The organism is Bacillus thuringiensis (assembly GCF_022095615.2).
In the GTDB taxonomy this organism is placed as follows: Bacteria; Bacillota; Bacilli; order Bacillales; family Bacillaceae_G; genus Bacillus_A; species Bacillus_A cereus_AG.
Window position 1 is genome coordinate 1,123,521 of record NZ_CP155559.1, and the last position, 16,879, is coordinate 1,140,399.

The following is a 16,879-nucleotide window of genomic DNA, read 5'->3' on the forward strand; positions in this document are numbered from 1 at the left end:
GGAATAAGAATTATGAGTGAACAAGCAGAAAAGAAGCCATCTATATTTGGAATGATAGGGAATCCTGTTTTGCAATATAAGAGAATGAAAAATGATATAAAGATAACGAAAGTATTACTTATCGTATTAATTTTATCAGGTATGGCAGGGACAATACAAATATACGCCCATGAAAGAACGCAAGAAGGGATGCAAAAGGCAGCCGAAATCGCAGAAATTTCTGGCTCAGGTGTCTCTTTATGGGCTACATTAGGAATGGGATTTGGGGTTGCGTTTATAATGGCGCTGTTTGGATATTTGTTTACAGCACTTGTTTATAAAGCATTATTAATGTTTACGGAGAGCTATGCGACATACAAAACAATATTATGCCTTACTTTGTATGTGAGCATTATTACGGTGCTAGGAAGGTTTTGTAATGCACTCATTGCTGTTGGACTAGGCGGAAGTGGAAAAGAAGCATACACAAGCTTAGCTGGTTTATTTGAAAAAGGTACGATGTTATATGCAATTGGGAGCAAGTTTGAATTATTCTCCATTTGGGCATTGATCGTAACAGCGGTTGGTTTACAAATTGTGGCGGGAGTTAGCAAAAGGCAAGCGATGGTTATAACTGTGGTGTTCTTTAGTTTATCAGTTTTGTTTGGAGCAATCCGTTATATGTAAAAAGACTACGATTTCGCGTAGTCTTTTTTATTTTTGCTTTGGTAAAGTAATGATAAAGCGAGTTCCGGTATCCGTTTCACTTTGAGCAGTAATTTCCCCGTGATGTAATTCGATAATCCGTTTTGAAATGGCCAGGCCTAACCCGCTTCCGCCATCGCTACTACGAGCGGCGTCACCTCTTACAAATTCAAGAAAGATGCGATTGATTGTATCGGAGGGGATACCGACGCCATCGTCTTGAATTTGAAGAGTAATTGTGTCTTCTGTTTCCGAAAGAGAGATAGTAAGTTTCGTTCCGATAGGATTATATTTCAAGGCATTTATAATAATATTTCCTATAGCGCGTTCCATTTGTTTTCGATCCAGTTGAATGATACTTGGATGTTCTAAAAGTTGTAAATCCAATGCGAAGTTTTTTGCTTCTATTTCCCCGTAGTACGTGACAATCGTTTCTTTAATAAATTCGGTGATGTCTTCAGGCTGTCGGTCCAATTTATATACAGGGTTGTCTAATTTTGTGAAATGTAATAAATCCTGAATCAAGTTATCTAACTGCAATGATTTATCGTGGATATAAGTTAAATACTTCTTCTGTTGTTGCTCATCCATTGAATGATCCACTAATGCTTTAGAATAGCCTGCAATCGAAGTCATTGGCGTACGGATATCGTGTGTAATATCACGAAGCAACCTTTTTTTATTTTCTTCGCTTTTTATTTTTTCCTCTTGTGCGATTTGTAGCTCATGAGCCATATAGTTGAAAGCATTTTTAATTTCTTCAATCTCATGATACGTTTGAAATTGAAGTTTGTTGGAATAATCGCCTTCTGTCATCTTCTTAATACCAATTTGAATCTTTTTCATTGGTCTAGATAACTTTCGAATAGAGAAGAAGAGCAATAAGCTGTTAACGCATAAAAAGAAAACGAAAGCAATACCGAAAGCTTGAAAAGCGTAAACGCCAATATTTTCGAATAGCTTTTTCGTGGCTTCTTGCTGAGGTAGTTTAACGATGCAAAAATAGGGTTGCTCATCATTACCAGTAAAAGGAGTGATATTCATACTATAGTCTTGAGAGTTTGTTTCGTCGGTATTCATGTAATGTTGCAAATTATTTAATGTATACTCAGTTACGGCATCTTGCTTCTCACCAATAACATGAACAACTTTATTGTTTTGAATAATCTCGATCCAGCCGCCAGCCTTTAAAACAGCGTCTCCTCGTATTTCTTTATAATTACTTTGGACGATATCTTTCGCTTCAATGTTGAGAAGTGCAGGCTCTCGTTCGATGTCATGAGAAAGTCGAATCAGAATAAAACTAATAAAAATGACAACTGAAATAATGGTAACGGCGATAATGGCGAAATAATTAATGACGAAGATAGAAAATAGGCTACTATTTCGCTTCATGTTGATACCTTGAAAATATAACCGAGCCCACGAATTGTTTGTAAATAGGTAGGTTTTTTGCTGTTTTCTTCAATCTTGTCTCTTAAGTTGCTAATGTGAACCATAATTGTATTGTCATCTCCGAAATAGTCTTCTTCCCAAACCTTTTCGAATAATTGACGCTTCGTAAAAACGTGATTTGGATTGCTCATAAATAATTCAAGTAGCTTATATTCTGTAGAAGTTAAAGTAATAGTGTTTGCATTTTTACAAACATGGCAGCTTGCTGTATCGAGCTGTAAGTCGCCTAACGTAATGACTTGTTGCTTCGTTAGAGTTTGATTGAATTGATAGTGTCTGCGTAATTGAGCTTGCACTCTCGCAACAAGTTCAAGTGGATCAAAAGGCTTCGTAATATAGTCATCTGCTCCTAAATCAAGTCCTAAAATTTTATCGTAACCTTCACTTTTCGCCGAGATTAAAATGATTGGAAGTGTTTTTATTTTACGAACTTCTTTTACTAAATGATAGCCGTTTAGTTTTGGCATCATAATGTCGGCAATGAGTAAATCAATTGTTTCATTTTTGATTATCTGCAGGGCTTCTTCGCCTTCAAAGGCTTTTATAATATGAAAATTTTCACGTGATAAATAAAGCTCAATAAGCTCTACAATTTCTTTTTCATCATCAGCGATTAAAATTCTTTTTGTCATGATGTCTCCTTGCAATGTATTTAATGAGTATTATGTACGTTCAACACTTATATATCATAGTCGTTTTACATAAATGGAAGCAAATTAAAATATGACAATTAATATTAAATAAATTGTCATATAAAATTCAAAATTATATTAGAAATAATATTTATTTAGAATAATTATTTTGACGTACTTATTATTAGTTGTTATAATTGGAAACAAATGTTCTTGAAAAAGATTCTCATTTATAAAATTGAGGTGTTATATAGATGACAAAGAAAAAAATAGGCTTACTCGTAATGGCATATGGAACGCCAGAATCATTAGATGATGTAGAAGCGTACTACACACATATTCGCCACGGGCGTAAACCTTCCGAAGAAGCACTCCAAGATTTAATAGGGCGCTATAAAGCAATTGGAGGAATTTCACCACTTTCAAAAATTACGAAAGAGCAAGCGCATAAATTAACAGATTCAATGAATAATATGTTTACAGAGTATGAATTTACTTGTTACTTAGGCTTAAAACATATTGCCCCATTTATAGAAGATGCAGTAGAAGAGATGAAACGCGATGGAATTGAGCAGGCGATTAGTATCGTATTAGCTCCGCATTATTCTACATTTAGCATTAAAGCGTATAATGACCGTGCTATTCTTCTTTCGGAAGAAATCGGTGGTCCTGTTATTGAACCAATTGAACAATGGTACGATGAACCGAAATTTATTTCGTATTGGGCAGAGCAAATAAAAGAAACATTTACAAAGATTGAAGGCAAAGAGAAAGCTGTCGTAATTTTTTCAGCGCATAGTTTACCAGAAAAAATTATTGCGGTAGGTGACCCTTATGTAGAGCAATTGCAGCATACAGCGGATTTAATTGCAGAGGCTGCAAATATTCATCACTATACAATTGGTTGGCAAAGTGCTGGAAATACACCTGATCCATGGATTGGGCCGGATGTGCAAGATTTAACGAGAGATTTATTTGAAGAGCGTGGATATGAATCTTTCATATATTGTCCGGTTGGCTTTGTGGCAGAGCATTTAGAAGTTTTATATGACAATGATTACGAATGTAAAGTTGTAACTGATGAATTAAATGTGGCATATTTTAGACCAAATATGCCAAATTCACAATCTGTATTTATCGATTGCTTAACTGAAATTGTTTCCAAAAAAATGAAGGGAATAGTTGACAAGAACCTAGTTTTAAATAATAATTAATTTATAATAATTTTAAATAAATAATAATTACTATGAGAGAAAGAGGAGGATCCCCTAGATGAATCCAAATAATCGCTTAACAACAAACCAAGGTGCTCCAGTTGGAGACAACCAAAATTCTCGTACAGCTGGTCGCCGTGGACCGGTATTATTAGAAGACTATCATTTAGTAGAAAAACTGGCTCACTTTGATCGTGAACGTATTCCAGAGCGCGTTGTGCATGCACGTGGTGCAGGTGCTCACGGTGTATTCGTAACGAAAAACAGCATGAAGCAATATACGAAAGCAGCATTTTTACAAAATGAAGGAACTGAAACGCCTGTATTTGTTCGTTTCTCAACGGTTATTCATGGTCAAGGTTCTCCGGAAACAGCTCGTGACCCACGCGGGTTCGCTGTTAAATTTTATACAGAAGAAGGAAATTACGATATCGTAGGTAACCATTTACCAGTCTTCTTCATCCGTGATGCAATTAAATTCCCTGATATGGTGCATTCTTTAAAACCAGCACCTGATACAAATATTCAAACACCAGATCGTTACTGGGATTTCATGACGTTAACGCCAGAATCTACACATATGATGACATGGGTATTCTCTGATTATGGTACACCAGCAAGCTACCGCGAAATGGAAGGTTTCGGTGTCCATTCATTTAAATGGATTAATGCAGAAGGTAAAATTGTCTACATTAAATATCACTGGAAACCACAGCAAAATGTACGTAACTTAAGTGCAAAAGAAGTGCAAGAAGTACAAGGAAAAGACTTTAACCATGCAACTCGTGACTTGTTCGATGCGATTGAAAAAGGAAATTATCCGAAATGGGATTTACACGTACAAGTGATGCAACTAGAAGAAACGGATTCTTTAGATTTCGATCCATTAGACCCGACTAAAGTATGGCCAGAAGATCGCTTCCCATTAATCGAAGTAGGGACAATGACGTTAAATCGTAACCCGAAAAACTTCTTCGCAGAAGTAGAGCAGGTGGCGTTCTCTCCAAGTGCAACTGTAAATGGTATTGAACCATCTGAAGACAAATTATTACAAGGTCGTTTATTCTCTTATCCAGATACACAGCGTTATCGCCTTGGTGCAAATTACTTACAAATTCCTGTAAACTGCCCATACGCAGCTGTTCGTAACCAACAACGTGATGGTGCGATGCAAATCGATCAAAATCCATCTACAATCAACTACGAACCGAGCCGTCACACTGAAAATCCAGTTGAAGACCCGACTTACCGCGATTCAACTATGAAAGTAGAAGGCTATGTATCTCGTGAAAAAATTGAGAAACCAAATGATTTCAAACAAGCAGGTGAGCGTTACCGTTCATTCTCTAAAGAAGAGCAAGAAAACTTAATTGCAAACTTAACAAATGACTTAAAAGACGTAAATGAACGCACGAAATTACTAGCTGTTTGTAACTTCTTCCGTGCAGATCAAGAGTACGGTATGCGTTTAGCGCAAGCGTTAAATGTTGATATTACGCAATATGTAGGAAATGCTCCGAAATAAATAGGAAAAGACGACTGTTAAACAGTCGTCTTTTTTGTGTGTAAAAGATGTTTTACATGCGGGGTGAAAGATGTTATACTCTTGTCAAACAAGTTTTACATATAAGAGGTGTATTTTGATGGATGTTTTGATTTTTATTATTGCGTTAAGTGTCTTTTTATTTGTATTGTTTGCTATTATAAAAATGTTTATAGCGATTGGGAAACAAGGTGATGAGCGCGCTGCGTTTATAAAAAATAAAGCGATGGCTGAGACGTTTCAAATTGCGATGGGGTTAATGGTACTTGAGATGATCCCTTTTATTTATCATCGTTTTAATGAAACGGTAGGAACACCGTTTAATCCAGTTCGCTTTTTAGCTGTAATAGCTGTGGCGTTTCTTATTATCTTAAGTGCGAATAAAAGGAAATACGGTGATTCGTAAGTTACGTGGGGGATTTTTCGTTTTCGATATGTCGGAATTTGTTGGTAAATCGATATATCTGACTAATCGCTGATATATTCTCTCAAATACCAGGTCGGTTATTGAGAGGCCTATGTAACAAGTCCTCATTATTTAATAAAGCTAAGTGGCCTGAGTTCTACAGTAGATAGAAACTCAGGCCTTTTTATGCAAAAAATTTATGAAATCTTTTTGGAATAAAACTGAGGACAAGAAAAAGTGCGAATTCACCTAAAATAGCGACAATGATATTGAATAAGAAGGTGCGAAAATTTACAGTAATATGATTAAGAATAGCGTATTTCCAATAGGATAAGCTCATGAAAATCACTCCCTGTGGCATTTTTTTAATAGTATATAAAATTTGTTTCGTAAAAGTGCATGTATTAGTTTGTAATTTGTAAAAAAACAAAATGATTTCTCAATGTAATCTCAACAATTGAGTAAGAATATGATGGAATATATTGCCTATATCCTTGCATAAGAATAGAAAAGTTCACAAAAATTATCTGAATTAACATAAAATTTACAAAAAACTAATAAATTGTTGAAATAATACAAACGAAAATATATACTCGATATATACTTTTTACAAAAAAAGGATGTGATAAAGAGGATTACATGTGTACTTAGCTGTATAGATTTGGTCTATTTTGTGGATTTGAAAAAAATTAAGTGAGGAGAAATGTACATGTTTAGATTTATGAAATCACCAATCGGTATAGCGGTTGGGGTAGCGGCGGTTATATTAGCGTCACCGAAAGCGAGAAAGGCACTAAGAAAACTAGCGGTAAAAACAGTATCTGCTTTTCTTGGTGCAAAAGAACAAATGCAAAGTGCTGGTGCAGAAATGGAAGAAGCGTTACCGAAAGTGAAAGAAGCGGCACATAAAGTGGCAGTAAAAACAGTTTCACCAATTATCGGAGCAGTAGAAGCGGTTCCGACTACGATTTCTAAATTCCAGGAAAAGTGGGTATCTCGTTTAAATGCATATCATTCCAATGAGAGTATGGATTACGAAAGCTTACCTGTCACTCCTTAAATAGTAAGTGATGTTACTTCATTTACAAGAATAAGGATAAGGAGGATGATGATGCAGAGTAAATCATTGAAAACGAGATTTATACGATCGTTACCTGGAAGAATTCGAATTGAAATATATAAACTGAAATACAATATGAACATGGCGAACTTGATAGTAGAACGTTTTCGTGACGTGGAAGGTATTTATCAAGTGAGTCCCTCTATTTCTACAGGAAGAGCCCTTATTACTTACGATATCAACAAGACCTCTCTACATACAATTTGTGAAATAATTAAACTCCTAGAAGAACAAATTACAAAGAATAATAACCTTAATAATATGGAAGAAACGAAGAAAGTAGAAGATTCTTCATCTAGTGTAATTTCTTACGAGAAAAAAGGTGAAGGTGTTCCGTTACCGCTAGCGCTTTCGGTCGTTGGATTAGGTGCTTTCGGTATAAAACAATTATTTATGGGAAGATCTGCTTTAGCTAGAAGCCCAGGACTTTTTTACGTATCAGGTGCTTTATCTGTTGTGACGGGATATCCGTTTCTGAAACGTGGATTCAAAAAAATGATTGCTAGCAAAAAGGTGAATTCGGATCTTGTGCTTGGTATAGGGACGTTAGCGCTAGCACTTGCGCGAGAAAATATTGTCGTGCTAGCAGGACTTAGTCTATTAAATTATTTAAATTGGAAGCGTAGTCAAGCGAACATAAATGAAGAAACATATTCGTATAAAGAACGGATTTTATCCCCAGAGATTAGAGCATACAGTGAAAAGCAATCGAAATGGGGTATGCTTTTTGGCGGGGCAACATGGGCATTTACGAGAAATCCGTTACGCGGAATGGCGGTCTTATTAGCTGCGAATCCGAAACCGGCTGTTTCGTCTGCTGAGTATGCATGGAGACAAGGAGATCTCGTTGCGAGAGAAAGAGGATACCTTATTCCAAATGAAGGATCGTTATCTCAATTGTCCAGAACGAGAACGATCGTATTTGACGATGTTTCTCGTATATTCCGTAATGAAGAAGCGGAGCTTAGCTGTATTTCAGAAGATGAAGGGCAAGTTCTGTGCACGGCAGCCTCATTACTGGAGAAAAGTGAGCATGATTGGAAAGATGAGGTTGTGCAACGAGCGAAGCAAACAGGAAGAACGTTAAGAAAGGCTTTTGAAATCGAGATGGATGAAGAAGGGATAAAAGGTGAAATACAAGGTATCCCATCTTTTTCCGGTAGTAAAGAATTTATAGAACGAAATGGTGTAGATATAAGCCTTTATGAGTTAGAAGCGAAGAGACTGAACAAAGAAGGGTTTAACGTTCAGTTTGTTGCTAAAGGTCAAAAATGCCTCGGATTGTTAGCTGGATCAAAAATAGCAATTGTTCCTGAGTTTGCAGACATCTTTCATCAGTTAAACGAAAATAAATGGGCGATAGCTGTTATGGGAAATAGTTTAAATATGAATGAGGGTGTTCTAACGCAATACGGTATTGATACAAGTTGGCAACATAGCGATGTTGTAGAACGTGTAGAGCGTATCCGTTTGAATGGGGAAGAAGTGTTATTTGTATGTGAGGAAAAGATTGAATTCCCGTCAATATCTCACTATGAAATGAAAAATGTCTTTCAATCAATGGCGTATGCAAAACGAATCGATTTATTGGTGAAAGAACATTTTCGAGTAGCAAAAATGTGGAATATTGCCGGTGAGATGCTGGCTGTTTGGTCTATATTTACGGCGCCTGTTATCGCTTTATTGGCGAATGCTCTATCTTTAACGTTTTTATCTAGAGCGAAGCGGGTGAGTGAGAAGATTTTTTCTAATGAAGAGATAGTAAATAGGAACGAATCCGCAGCAAGAGAACCTTCTATGAAATGGTATACACTCTCGCAAGAAGACGTAATAGATGAATTGCAAGTGGAAAAACAGCAAGGATTAAGTGATAGAGAAGTGCAAATGCGACAAGAAAAGTATGGAATGAATAGAATGGAACCGAAGAAGTCTGTCCCTTGGATTGTGTCATTTATGGGGCAATTTAAAGAGTTCACATCGCTTATTTTACTTGGAGCAGCTGGTTTGTCTGTATTATCAGGCGGGGTGTTTGATGGATTGGCAATGGGGACAATTCTTATTGTGAATGCGGTAATTGGAACGCTTCAAGAGCGAAAGGCCGAAAAAGTAGTGGAAGCTTTAAATCAATTCCGTGCGCCGAATTGTACAGTAATTCGAGCAGGAGAAGAAGTAGAAATAGCAAGTAGTGAGCTCGTTCCTGGGGATATTGTTTGCCTTCAGGCTGGAGACCGTGTGCCTGCTGACCTTCGTACTATACATTCTTGGAATTTAGAAGTTAATGAAGCGATGTTAACGGGTGAGTCTCTACCTGTTGAAAAGAAAGAGGATGCTGTAGGAGAAGAATGTTCGTTAGCGGAGCGGAATAATATGCTCTTTATGGGTACGTCCGTAACGCGCGGTAAAGCGAGAGCTGTAGTAGTGGAAACAGGGATGAGCACAGAAATGGGCTATATGATTTCTTTAATGAAAGGAGAAGAAACAGAACCTACACCACTCCAGCAAAAGGTGACGTCTATTAGTAAAACATTTATTAAAGGGGCATTTGTAGCTGGTGGTATCGTACTTGTGGCAGGATTACTACGAGGTTTGCCGATTACACAAATGATTACAACATCGGTTGCTCTTACAGCATCAGCTGTTCCAGAAGGTTTGCCGATTATGATTACAATCGCTTTAAGCGCAGGGATATTCCGTATGCAAAAGCAAAATGCACTCGTTCGGAAACTTTCCAGTTTAGAAACGTTAGGCAGAACAACTGTTATTTGCTCTGATAAAACAGGTACTCTTACGAAGAATGAAATGACGGTTAAAGTGATCGCTACGCCAAATCGTGTATGGAGTGTATCGGGTGATGGATATGAACCGGTAGGTAAGATTTCGGATGTAACGTCATCTAAAGTCGCCGCTGCTGTAGAGATGGAAGTAGAAGAAGTGACTTATCATGAAAGTGAAAAAACACCGTTAGAAAATCCAGATTTAGTTCGCGTTCTGCAAATTAGTGTCCTTTGTAACAATAGTAAATTAGAACAAGAAGAGAATCAGTGGATCGTGAAAGGTGACCCGACTGAGGGGGCTTTGTTAAGTTTGGCTTCTAAAGCGGGTGTGTCACATGAAGATATGAAATCATTTGAACGACATCATGAAGAACCGTTCGACTCTGAAACGAAAATTATGAGTGTTGTTTGTAAGGAAAATGAATCACTGTATAAGTTTTCGAAAGGATCTGTAGAGGCGATTCTTACTAGATGTAAATGGTATCAACATAATGGTGAAATCTATCCGTTATGTGAACAAGAAAAAGAAGTTATTTTACAACAAAATGAAGGTTTTGCAGAACAGGCGTTACGAGTATTAGGTTTTGCATACAGTGATGGTGAGAAGGATGAGCTTATTTTTGTTGGGTTAGTTGGTATGATTGATCCTCCGAAGCCTGAAGTAGAAGAAAGTATTCGTGAAGCGATTGAACTTGGTGTAAAGCCAGTCATGATTACTGGGGATCATCCAACCACGGCGATTTCTATTGCAAAGCAGACTGGTATTTGGAATCGTGATGATCGTGTTTTAACTGGGATAGAAATTGATCATTTAACAGATGAAGAGCTAAAAAATATCGTGAAAAACACTTCTGTCTTTGCGCGAGTAACACCGGCCCATAAATTACGCATAGTAACTGCATATCAAGCTGACGGTCAAATTGTTGCGATGACTGGAGATGGTGTGAATGATACGCCTGCTATAAAGAAAGCGAATATCGGTATTGCGATGGGGCAAACAGGAACAGAAGTAACGAAAGAATCTGCAGATCTTATATTGAAAAAAGATCACTTTGGTTCCATTGTGGAAGGGGTAAAAGAAGGTAGAACGATCATTGGTAATATTCGTAAAGCGGTTGGTTGTTTATTAACGGGAAATTTAGCTGAAGTATTGGTGACAAGTGCAGCTGTTATTGCAGGGATGCCGATTCCGTTAGTGCCAATTCAAATTTTATTAATGAACCTTATTACAGATGCTTTACCGGCAATGATTTTAGCTGTAAATCCTGGGAACAAAACGAAGCAAACGAAACGCCAAGATATTGTGGATAAAGAGCTATACAAAAAGGTTGTGACGCGAGGTATATTGCTAGGGGTAGGATCGCTTGCTTTATTCGGTATGAGTTTAGCTGCTGGTGTGCCTCTTGTAGTAGCGCAAACATCAGCGTTTGCGGCGTTAGTTGCAGGTCAACTCATTCAAACATTTTCTTGGAGGCAAGAAGGATCAGACGAAACAATGCGTGATTGGTCAAAAGATCGTTTCTTTGTAACAGCGCTAGGGACGTCTTGGCTTGTATTATTATCAGCTATATATGTTCCGTCATTTGCTCGTATATTCCATACAGTGCCATTAACGCTTATGCAATGGATACCTGTTCTTCTTGTAGCGGGCACAGTATCTCAAATTTCGAAACCTATTATTAATTTAATTTCATATAAGAATGATGACTCGGCAAAACCGGTAGTCAAGGAACTAGCATTATTAAAAACAGTGTAAAGGAGCAATGGAAATGATACGAAAAATTGTTATTGGATCTACTTTAGCGTTAGCGAGTGCCGCTTTATTACCTGTTGTAAGAAATACACTTCGTCCACTTGTTGAATCAGGGGCAAAAGGTGTGAAATCTACTTTTGAAACGATTAAAGAAGAAGTAGAAGATATTATTGTAGAAGCGAAAATGGATAGAATGCAAAAACAATTTGAGAAAGAACTTTCTTACGTTGAAGATGATCATGCTGAAGAGCAAGAGGTAATAGAAGCGGCTGCAAAGGTTGAGGAAATGGAGGAAGTAAGAAATGACGCATAAAGCTGTTGAACAAGATGTAGATTACCATTTAGAAAAAGCGTTAGAGCATTTTGAACAGGCGCTAGATTTGAGTGTAAAGGCGGCATTAGAAAATAAAGCAATGCAAAAAGAGATTGCTACTAAAATGGGGTCCTTCACAGGAGAGATTTTTCAATCTGTTCGTGAAAAAGGAAAAGTGAATCGCATGAATATAATGAAGTGGTTCACGCTACCTCGTTTTTAAAAAGAGTTATTAATTGGGAGGGATATAGGGAGTTGTTTCTCCCTTATCCATATTCCGTACTATGTATGTCACGTTAGTTTCCGGAATGTTCAACAATATGAAGGGGTGAACGAAATGGCAGCATGGATAATGGTATTGGCATTAACATTTTCATCAAGTATCGATAACTTAGGGGTAGGAATTTCTTACGGCATTCGAAATATAAAAATTAGTCATCTATCAAACTTTATTATTTCGATAATTTGTTTTTTATTTAGTGTAGTAGGAATATATTTTGGTTTATGGCTGTCAAAAATTTTACCTGGGATTATGCCAGTTGTAATCGGTTCGTTCTTATTAGTTATAATTGGTCTCCGAATTATTTTGCTAGCAATTCCTCGTAAGGTTGCAGTGCAAGAGACTGAGGGAGAAGTGGCAGATACAGAAATAAATGGCTTAACGAAAAATATCGGTAAATCTGGTGAAATCGGTTTTGTAGAGTCTATTTTTCTTGGAATTGGTTTGTCCGCGAATGCACTAACGAACGGTTTAGGAGCAGGGTTATTCGGTTTAAATCCAATTGCTATTTGTATTGCAGCTGCAGTTGGTAGTTTTATTACAGTGTGGGGTGGAGTTGCGTTAGGGAGAAAAATCGCTCACGTTCGCATCGGTAAATTCACTTTAGGTCAGTTTGGTACATTGATTAGTGGAACATTATTATTATTTATTGCGTTTGCTGCATTTTTTGATTAATTCATAGAAGGTGAGTGAAATTGAGATTACTGTATAAAAGGCTAAAGTATTCGGAATTAGAGTCGGAGTTGCAATTAGTAGAAAGTGTTTTAACTTCAGGATACTTTATTTTATTAGATTTACTCTTTGTATCTTTCTTATTGATGGTGCTAACCTTTTCTCTACATCATTCATTTTTTATGGCAATCGTCATATTCGTGAGTTCTTACATAATTTGCGGTAGTGTATTTTTATTATTGCGGAAATGGTTAAAATGATTTTAAAAAGCTATCTTGAATATAAGATAGCTTTTTTGTTTGCAAAATGTAAACATATAAAGGGACTTCTATCTTGTAAATGGTCAGAAAAATTTGTTAATATAAAGTGTATAGAGGTTGTAGTTATTTTTCTTATAATAACTATGGTTATTCTCGTGAATAAAGGGGAATGAGATATGTCTCAAGATAATGAAAGAAGTAATCTTGGATTGTTGTTGAAAAAGTTACTTAAAGAAAAATCTTTATCGATGCGAAAATTGAGTTCGCTTACTGATATTGATACCGCTACTATTTCAATGATCGTAAATGGTAAGCGAAAGGCGAATCCGAAGCATTTGCAAAAGTTTGCAGTGAGTCTTAATGTTCCGGTAGGTGATTTGTTTGTGGCGGCAGGTTATTCTATTGAAACGAAACAGGAGGAGCAATCTGATATTCACGTTTCCATTAATAACATTGAGCACTTACTTGAATCTGCCCAACTCTATGATCAAAAGTTTAGTATATCGAATGTAGAGCAGCAGTTAGCGAATTATGAACAGTATTCGCAAACTGAAGAAGGGAAAGAAACGATTGAAAAGGGGTTTCTTGAAAAGATTCAAAAGGTAAGCAGTATTGGTCCATTTATTACTGATTTGAAAGAATTGTATGAGAGATTTACGAAGAAGAAGGGAACGACTGCAGAACTTGCTTTAATGGGAAGTGCGCTCATTTACTTTATATTATCGGTCGATGTAATTCCAGATTATATATTTCCAATCGGCTATTTAGATGATGCGGTTGCGGTACAACTCGTTTTAAATGCACTAATGAAAAGGTAAGATGTTTATATGAATAGATAGATAAAGATATTTATATGCCAATAGTTTGGAATAATTGTATCGTTATGAATATACGAAAAAGGTGTACCCCGTGTTAGAACGGAGTACACCTTTTTCGTTTTAATTAGCGGATTTTTCTACATACTCATAAGCTTTTTCCCCGTGCATCGAAATATCAAGTCCCATATGTTCTTCGTGCTCATCTACCCGAACAGGGAGGAAGAAGTTGATTGCTTTAATAATGGCATACGTCATTATAATTGTGAATGCATATGTTGCTCCAATTGCTACAAGTTGTTTAAATAGTAAAGCGGTATTTCCGTAAAATAATCCGTTAGCACCATCGGCATTTACCGTAGTAGTTGCAAATAGTCCTGTCGCAATACCGCCCCAAGTTCCGCCGATACCGTGGCATCCAAAGGCATCAAGTGTATCATCATATCCGAATTTCGTTTTTAAGAAGAAGACAGCGCCGAAGCATAATACGCCGCCGATGGCTCCGATAAGAAGAGCGGCGAAAGGTGTAACGAACCCGCAAGCTGGTGTAATAGCGACTAGACCAGAAACAACTCCGCAAGCAGCTCCCATCGCAGTCGGTTTTGATTGGAAGAACCATTCTGAAAGCATCCAAGTTAATGCGGAGGCAGCAGCAGCTATATTTGTATTAATAAATGCAGTTAAAGCTACGTCGTTTAAAGATAATGCACTTCCGACGTTAAAACCAAACCAGCCGAACCATAGTAAGCCTGCGCCTAACATTGTAAATGGTAAATGATGAGGAGAAGTACCGTTTATGTTTTTTCGTTTTCCGAGGAAAATAGCTAATACAAGGCCGGCCACGCCAGATGTAATATGAACGACGTTACCACCAGCGAAGTCTAACGCGCCAAGTTCTCTTAGCCACCCGCCGACGCCCCATACCCAATGAGCGACAGGGTTGTAAACGATTGTTGTCCATAGGAGGATGAAAATAAGGAAAGCAGAAAATCGCATTCTTTCGGCGAATGCACCTGAAATTAAAGCGGGAGTTAAAATAGCGAACATGAGTTGGAACATCATAAATAAATTGTGAGGAATAGTAGATGAGTAGTCTGGATTTGGTGCGTAGGTAACTCCGTTTAAACCGAACCAATCGAGTGTACCGATAAGTCCGTGCCAATCTGGTCCGAATGATAAAGAATAGCCGATCAAAATCCATTGAATCGAAACGATAGCCATTGCGCTATAACTATGCATTGTCGTACTGAGTACATTTTTACTCCGAACCATGCCCCCATAAAAAAGTGCTAATCCTGGTGTCATTAACATGACCATTACTGTCGTTACAAACATAAAAACCGTATCTCCCATATTCATTCTCTCTCCTCCTATAATGTTAGAAAAAATAACATCAACTTGTTATGTTTCATATCATATTCGAAATGAAATAGAAAATCAACTAAAAATTCAGAAAACTTTATACTTCATGTTAGGAAATCTTACATGAAGTATTTTAGGGAGAAAGAAATCAACGTATGCGATTCGTTCAAATAATTGGTATAATATTCTTACAATTAAAAAACATGGGGGATGCGTGTGAGAAAAATATGGACTAGGAAACTATTCATTTGTTTTTGTTTAGCTGTCGTTTTGTTTGTACCAATACATACGTTTGCAGATGAAAAAAGAGAGTGGCGAGACGAAGTTATCTATTCCATTATGATTGATCGCTTCAATAATGGAGAACCGAAAAATGACAAACAGTTAGAAGTTGGCAATTTGGAAGGATATCAGGGCGGAGATATAAGAGGGATTATAAAAAGACTGGATTACATAAAAGAAATGGGTTTTACCGCCGTTATGCTTTCTCCGCTTTTTCAAAGTGGAAAGTATGATGGGTTAGACGTGCATAATTTTCAAAAGGTAAATGAACATTTGGGAACAGGGAATGATGTGAAAGAACTTGTGCAAGAAGCGCACGCAAAAGGAATGAAAGTTGTGCTTCAATTTCCACTTGGGGAAAACGAAAAACAAGTTATCGACTCGATGAAATGGTGGATCAAAGAAGTTGATTTAGATGGAAGTTATGTGATAAATGGTGAAAAAAAGTCGCGTTCTTTCTGGGATGACGTGCAAAAAGATATGCAAGTGATAAAGAAAGATTTTCGTATTATGACAAAGGAAGATAGTGAATATAACGAAAAAATAGTAGAATCGTTTTCCAAAGTGAATGTATCAGTGAAACCTTTATATGATGTGAGTAAAAAAGAAGGGGAATCCGTTACATTTTTAGATAATCAAGATACAAAAAGATTTGCCCGTATTGCAAAAGAGAATATGAATTATCCACCGTCTCGTTTGAAACTAGCCCTTACATATTTATTAACATCACCAGGTATTCCGAATTTTTATTACGGGACTGAAATTGCATTAGATGGAGGGGATACTCCGGATAATAGACGATTAATGGATTTCAAATCAGATGAAAAATTTGTGCAACACATAACGAAACTCGGTGAGCTTAGACAAGCGAGACCATCTCTACGACATGGAACGTTTGAGCTTTTATATGATAAAGATGGAATGAGTATACTAAAACGAAAGTATAAAGATGAAGTCACATTAGTAGCGATTAATAATACGAAAGAAACACAAAAAGTTGCTTTACCTGTAAGTACGATTGGTAAAAAACAAGAGTTAAGAGGATTGTTAGAAGATGAAATTATAAGAGAAGAAAACGGAAAGTTTTATCTCGTTTTAAAGCGCGAAGAATCAAATGTGTATAAAGTTAACGGAGAAACAGGTGTGAATTGGTTGTTTATCTCCTTAATAGTCGGTGTGAATGTATTATTTATTGCGTTTTTAATTGCGGTTAAAAAGAGACGGAAATGAGTAATGGATGTGTTGTTCTTAATAAGTATGAAAACTCTTCTAATGAGAGGGGGCAGGCTAAGGAGGATACTTTCTCTTTAGCCT

At 36.9% G+C, this 16,879-nt stretch carries 15 protein-coding genes; 12 read left to right on the forward strand and 3 right to left on the reverse strand.

What is annotated here, in order from left to right:
• Positions 1–12: 12 nt before the first annotated feature.
• Complete coding sequence (locus tag KZZ19_RS05775; protein ID WP_237979820.1) at positions 13–666, forward strand: YIP1 family protein; 654 nt, start codon at positions 13–15, stop codon at positions 664–666.
• Positions 667–693: 27 nt separating this feature from the next.
• Here the strand turns inward: KZZ19_RS05775 and KZZ19_RS05780 are convergent, their stop codons facing one another.
• Positions 694–2,079, reverse strand: coding sequence for a HAMP domain-containing sensor histidine kinase (locus KZZ19_RS05780; protein WP_237979821.1), 1,386 nt, complete (start codon positions 2,077–2,079; stop codon positions 694–696).
• Positions 2,076–2,771: a response regulator transcription factor gene (locus tag KZZ19_RS05785; protein WP_237979822.1), complete on the reverse strand. Its 696-nt coding sequence runs from the start codon at positions 2,769–2,771 to the stop codon at positions 2,076–2,078. Before KZZ19_RS05785 ends, KZZ19_RS05780 begins: the two co-directional genes overlap by 4 nt.
• 254 nt (positions 2,772–3,025) lie before the next feature.
• Here KZZ19_RS05785 and hemH point away from each other — a divergent pair, with 254 nt between their 5' ends.
• The 10 genes from hemH to KZZ19_RS05835 all read left to right on the forward strand — a co-directional run bounded on the left by hemH (position 3,026) and on the right by KZZ19_RS05835 (position 13,924).
• Positions 3,026–3,985, forward strand: a complete 960-nt coding sequence (gene hemH, locus KZZ19_RS05790; RefSeq protein ID WP_237979823.1) for a ferrochelatase — start codon at positions 3,026–3,028, stop codon at positions 3,983–3,985.
• Between the two features lie 58 nt (positions 3,986–4,043).
• Entirely contained in the window at positions 4,044–5,510 is a 1,467-nt protein-coding gene (gene katB, locus KZZ19_RS05795) for a catalase KatB (protein WP_237979824.1), read from the forward strand.
• Positions 5,511–5,628: 118 nt separating this feature from the next.
• The gene (locus tag KZZ19_RS05800; protein ID WP_237979825.1) at positions 5,629–5,934 is read left to right on the forward strand and encodes a hypothetical protein; all 306 of its coding nucleotides are present in this window, start codon (positions 5,629–5,631) and stop codon (positions 5,932–5,934) included.
• 709 nt (positions 5,935–6,643) lie between these two features.
• Positions 6,644–6,994, forward strand: coding sequence for a YtxH domain-containing protein (locus tag KZZ19_RS05805; RefSeq protein ID WP_098343167.1), 351 nt, complete (start codon positions 6,644–6,646; stop codon positions 6,992–6,994).
• A 51-nt stretch (positions 6,995–7,045) separates the two neighbouring features.
• Complete coding sequence (locus tag KZZ19_RS05810; RefSeq protein ID WP_237979826.1) at positions 7,046–11,584, forward strand: cation-translocating P-type ATPase; 4,539 nt, start codon at positions 7,046–7,048, stop codon at positions 11,582–11,584.
• Positions 11,585–11,597: 13 nt separating this feature from the next.
• On the forward strand, positions 11,598–11,894 hold the full coding sequence (locus KZZ19_RS05815; protein ID WP_073517563.1) for a hypothetical protein: 297 nt from the start codon (positions 11,598–11,600) through the stop codon (positions 11,892–11,894).
• Positions 11,884–12,117: a hypothetical protein gene (locus tag KZZ19_RS05820; RefSeq protein WP_073517562.1), complete on the forward strand. Its 234-nt coding sequence runs from the start codon at positions 11,884–11,886 to the stop codon at positions 12,115–12,117. Before KZZ19_RS05815 ends, KZZ19_RS05820 begins: the two co-directional genes overlap by 11 nt.
• Before the next feature lie 105 nt (positions 12,118–12,222).
• Positions 12,223–12,849 carry a sporulation membrane protein YtaF gene (gene ytaF, locus KZZ19_RS05825; RefSeq protein WP_237979827.1) on the forward strand — a complete coding sequence of 209 codons (627 nt, stop codon included), beginning with the start codon at positions 12,223–12,225 and terminating at the stop codon, positions 12,847–12,849.
• A 20-nt stretch (positions 12,850–12,869) separates the two neighbouring features.
• Positions 12,870–13,106, forward strand: coding sequence for a hypothetical protein (locus tag KZZ19_RS05830; RefSeq protein ID WP_088095521.1), 237 nt, complete (start codon positions 12,870–12,872; stop codon positions 13,104–13,106).
• A gap of 176 nt (positions 13,107–13,282) precedes the next feature.
• Entirely contained in the window at positions 13,283–13,924 is a 642-nt protein-coding gene (locus tag KZZ19_RS05835; protein ID WP_237979829.1) for a DUF1232 domain-containing protein, read from the forward strand.
• A 120-nt stretch (positions 13,925–14,044) separates the two neighbouring features.
• Here the strand turns inward: KZZ19_RS05835 and KZZ19_RS05840 are convergent, their stop codons facing one another.
• Positions 14,045–15,280: an ammonium transporter gene (locus KZZ19_RS05840; RefSeq protein ID WP_237979830.1), complete on the reverse strand. Its 1,236-nt coding sequence runs from the start codon at positions 15,278–15,280 to the stop codon at positions 14,045–14,047.
• Positions 15,281–15,493: 213 nt separating this feature from the next.
• Between KZZ19_RS05840 and KZZ19_RS05845 the strand changes: the two genes are divergently transcribed.
• Positions 15,494–16,795 (forward strand): alpha-amylase family glycosyl hydrolase, encoded by a 1,302-nt coding sequence (locus KZZ19_RS05845; RefSeq protein WP_237979831.1) that lies wholly within the window; start codon positions 15,494–15,496, stop codon positions 16,793–16,795.
• Positions 16,796–16,879 lie beyond the last annotated feature (84 nt).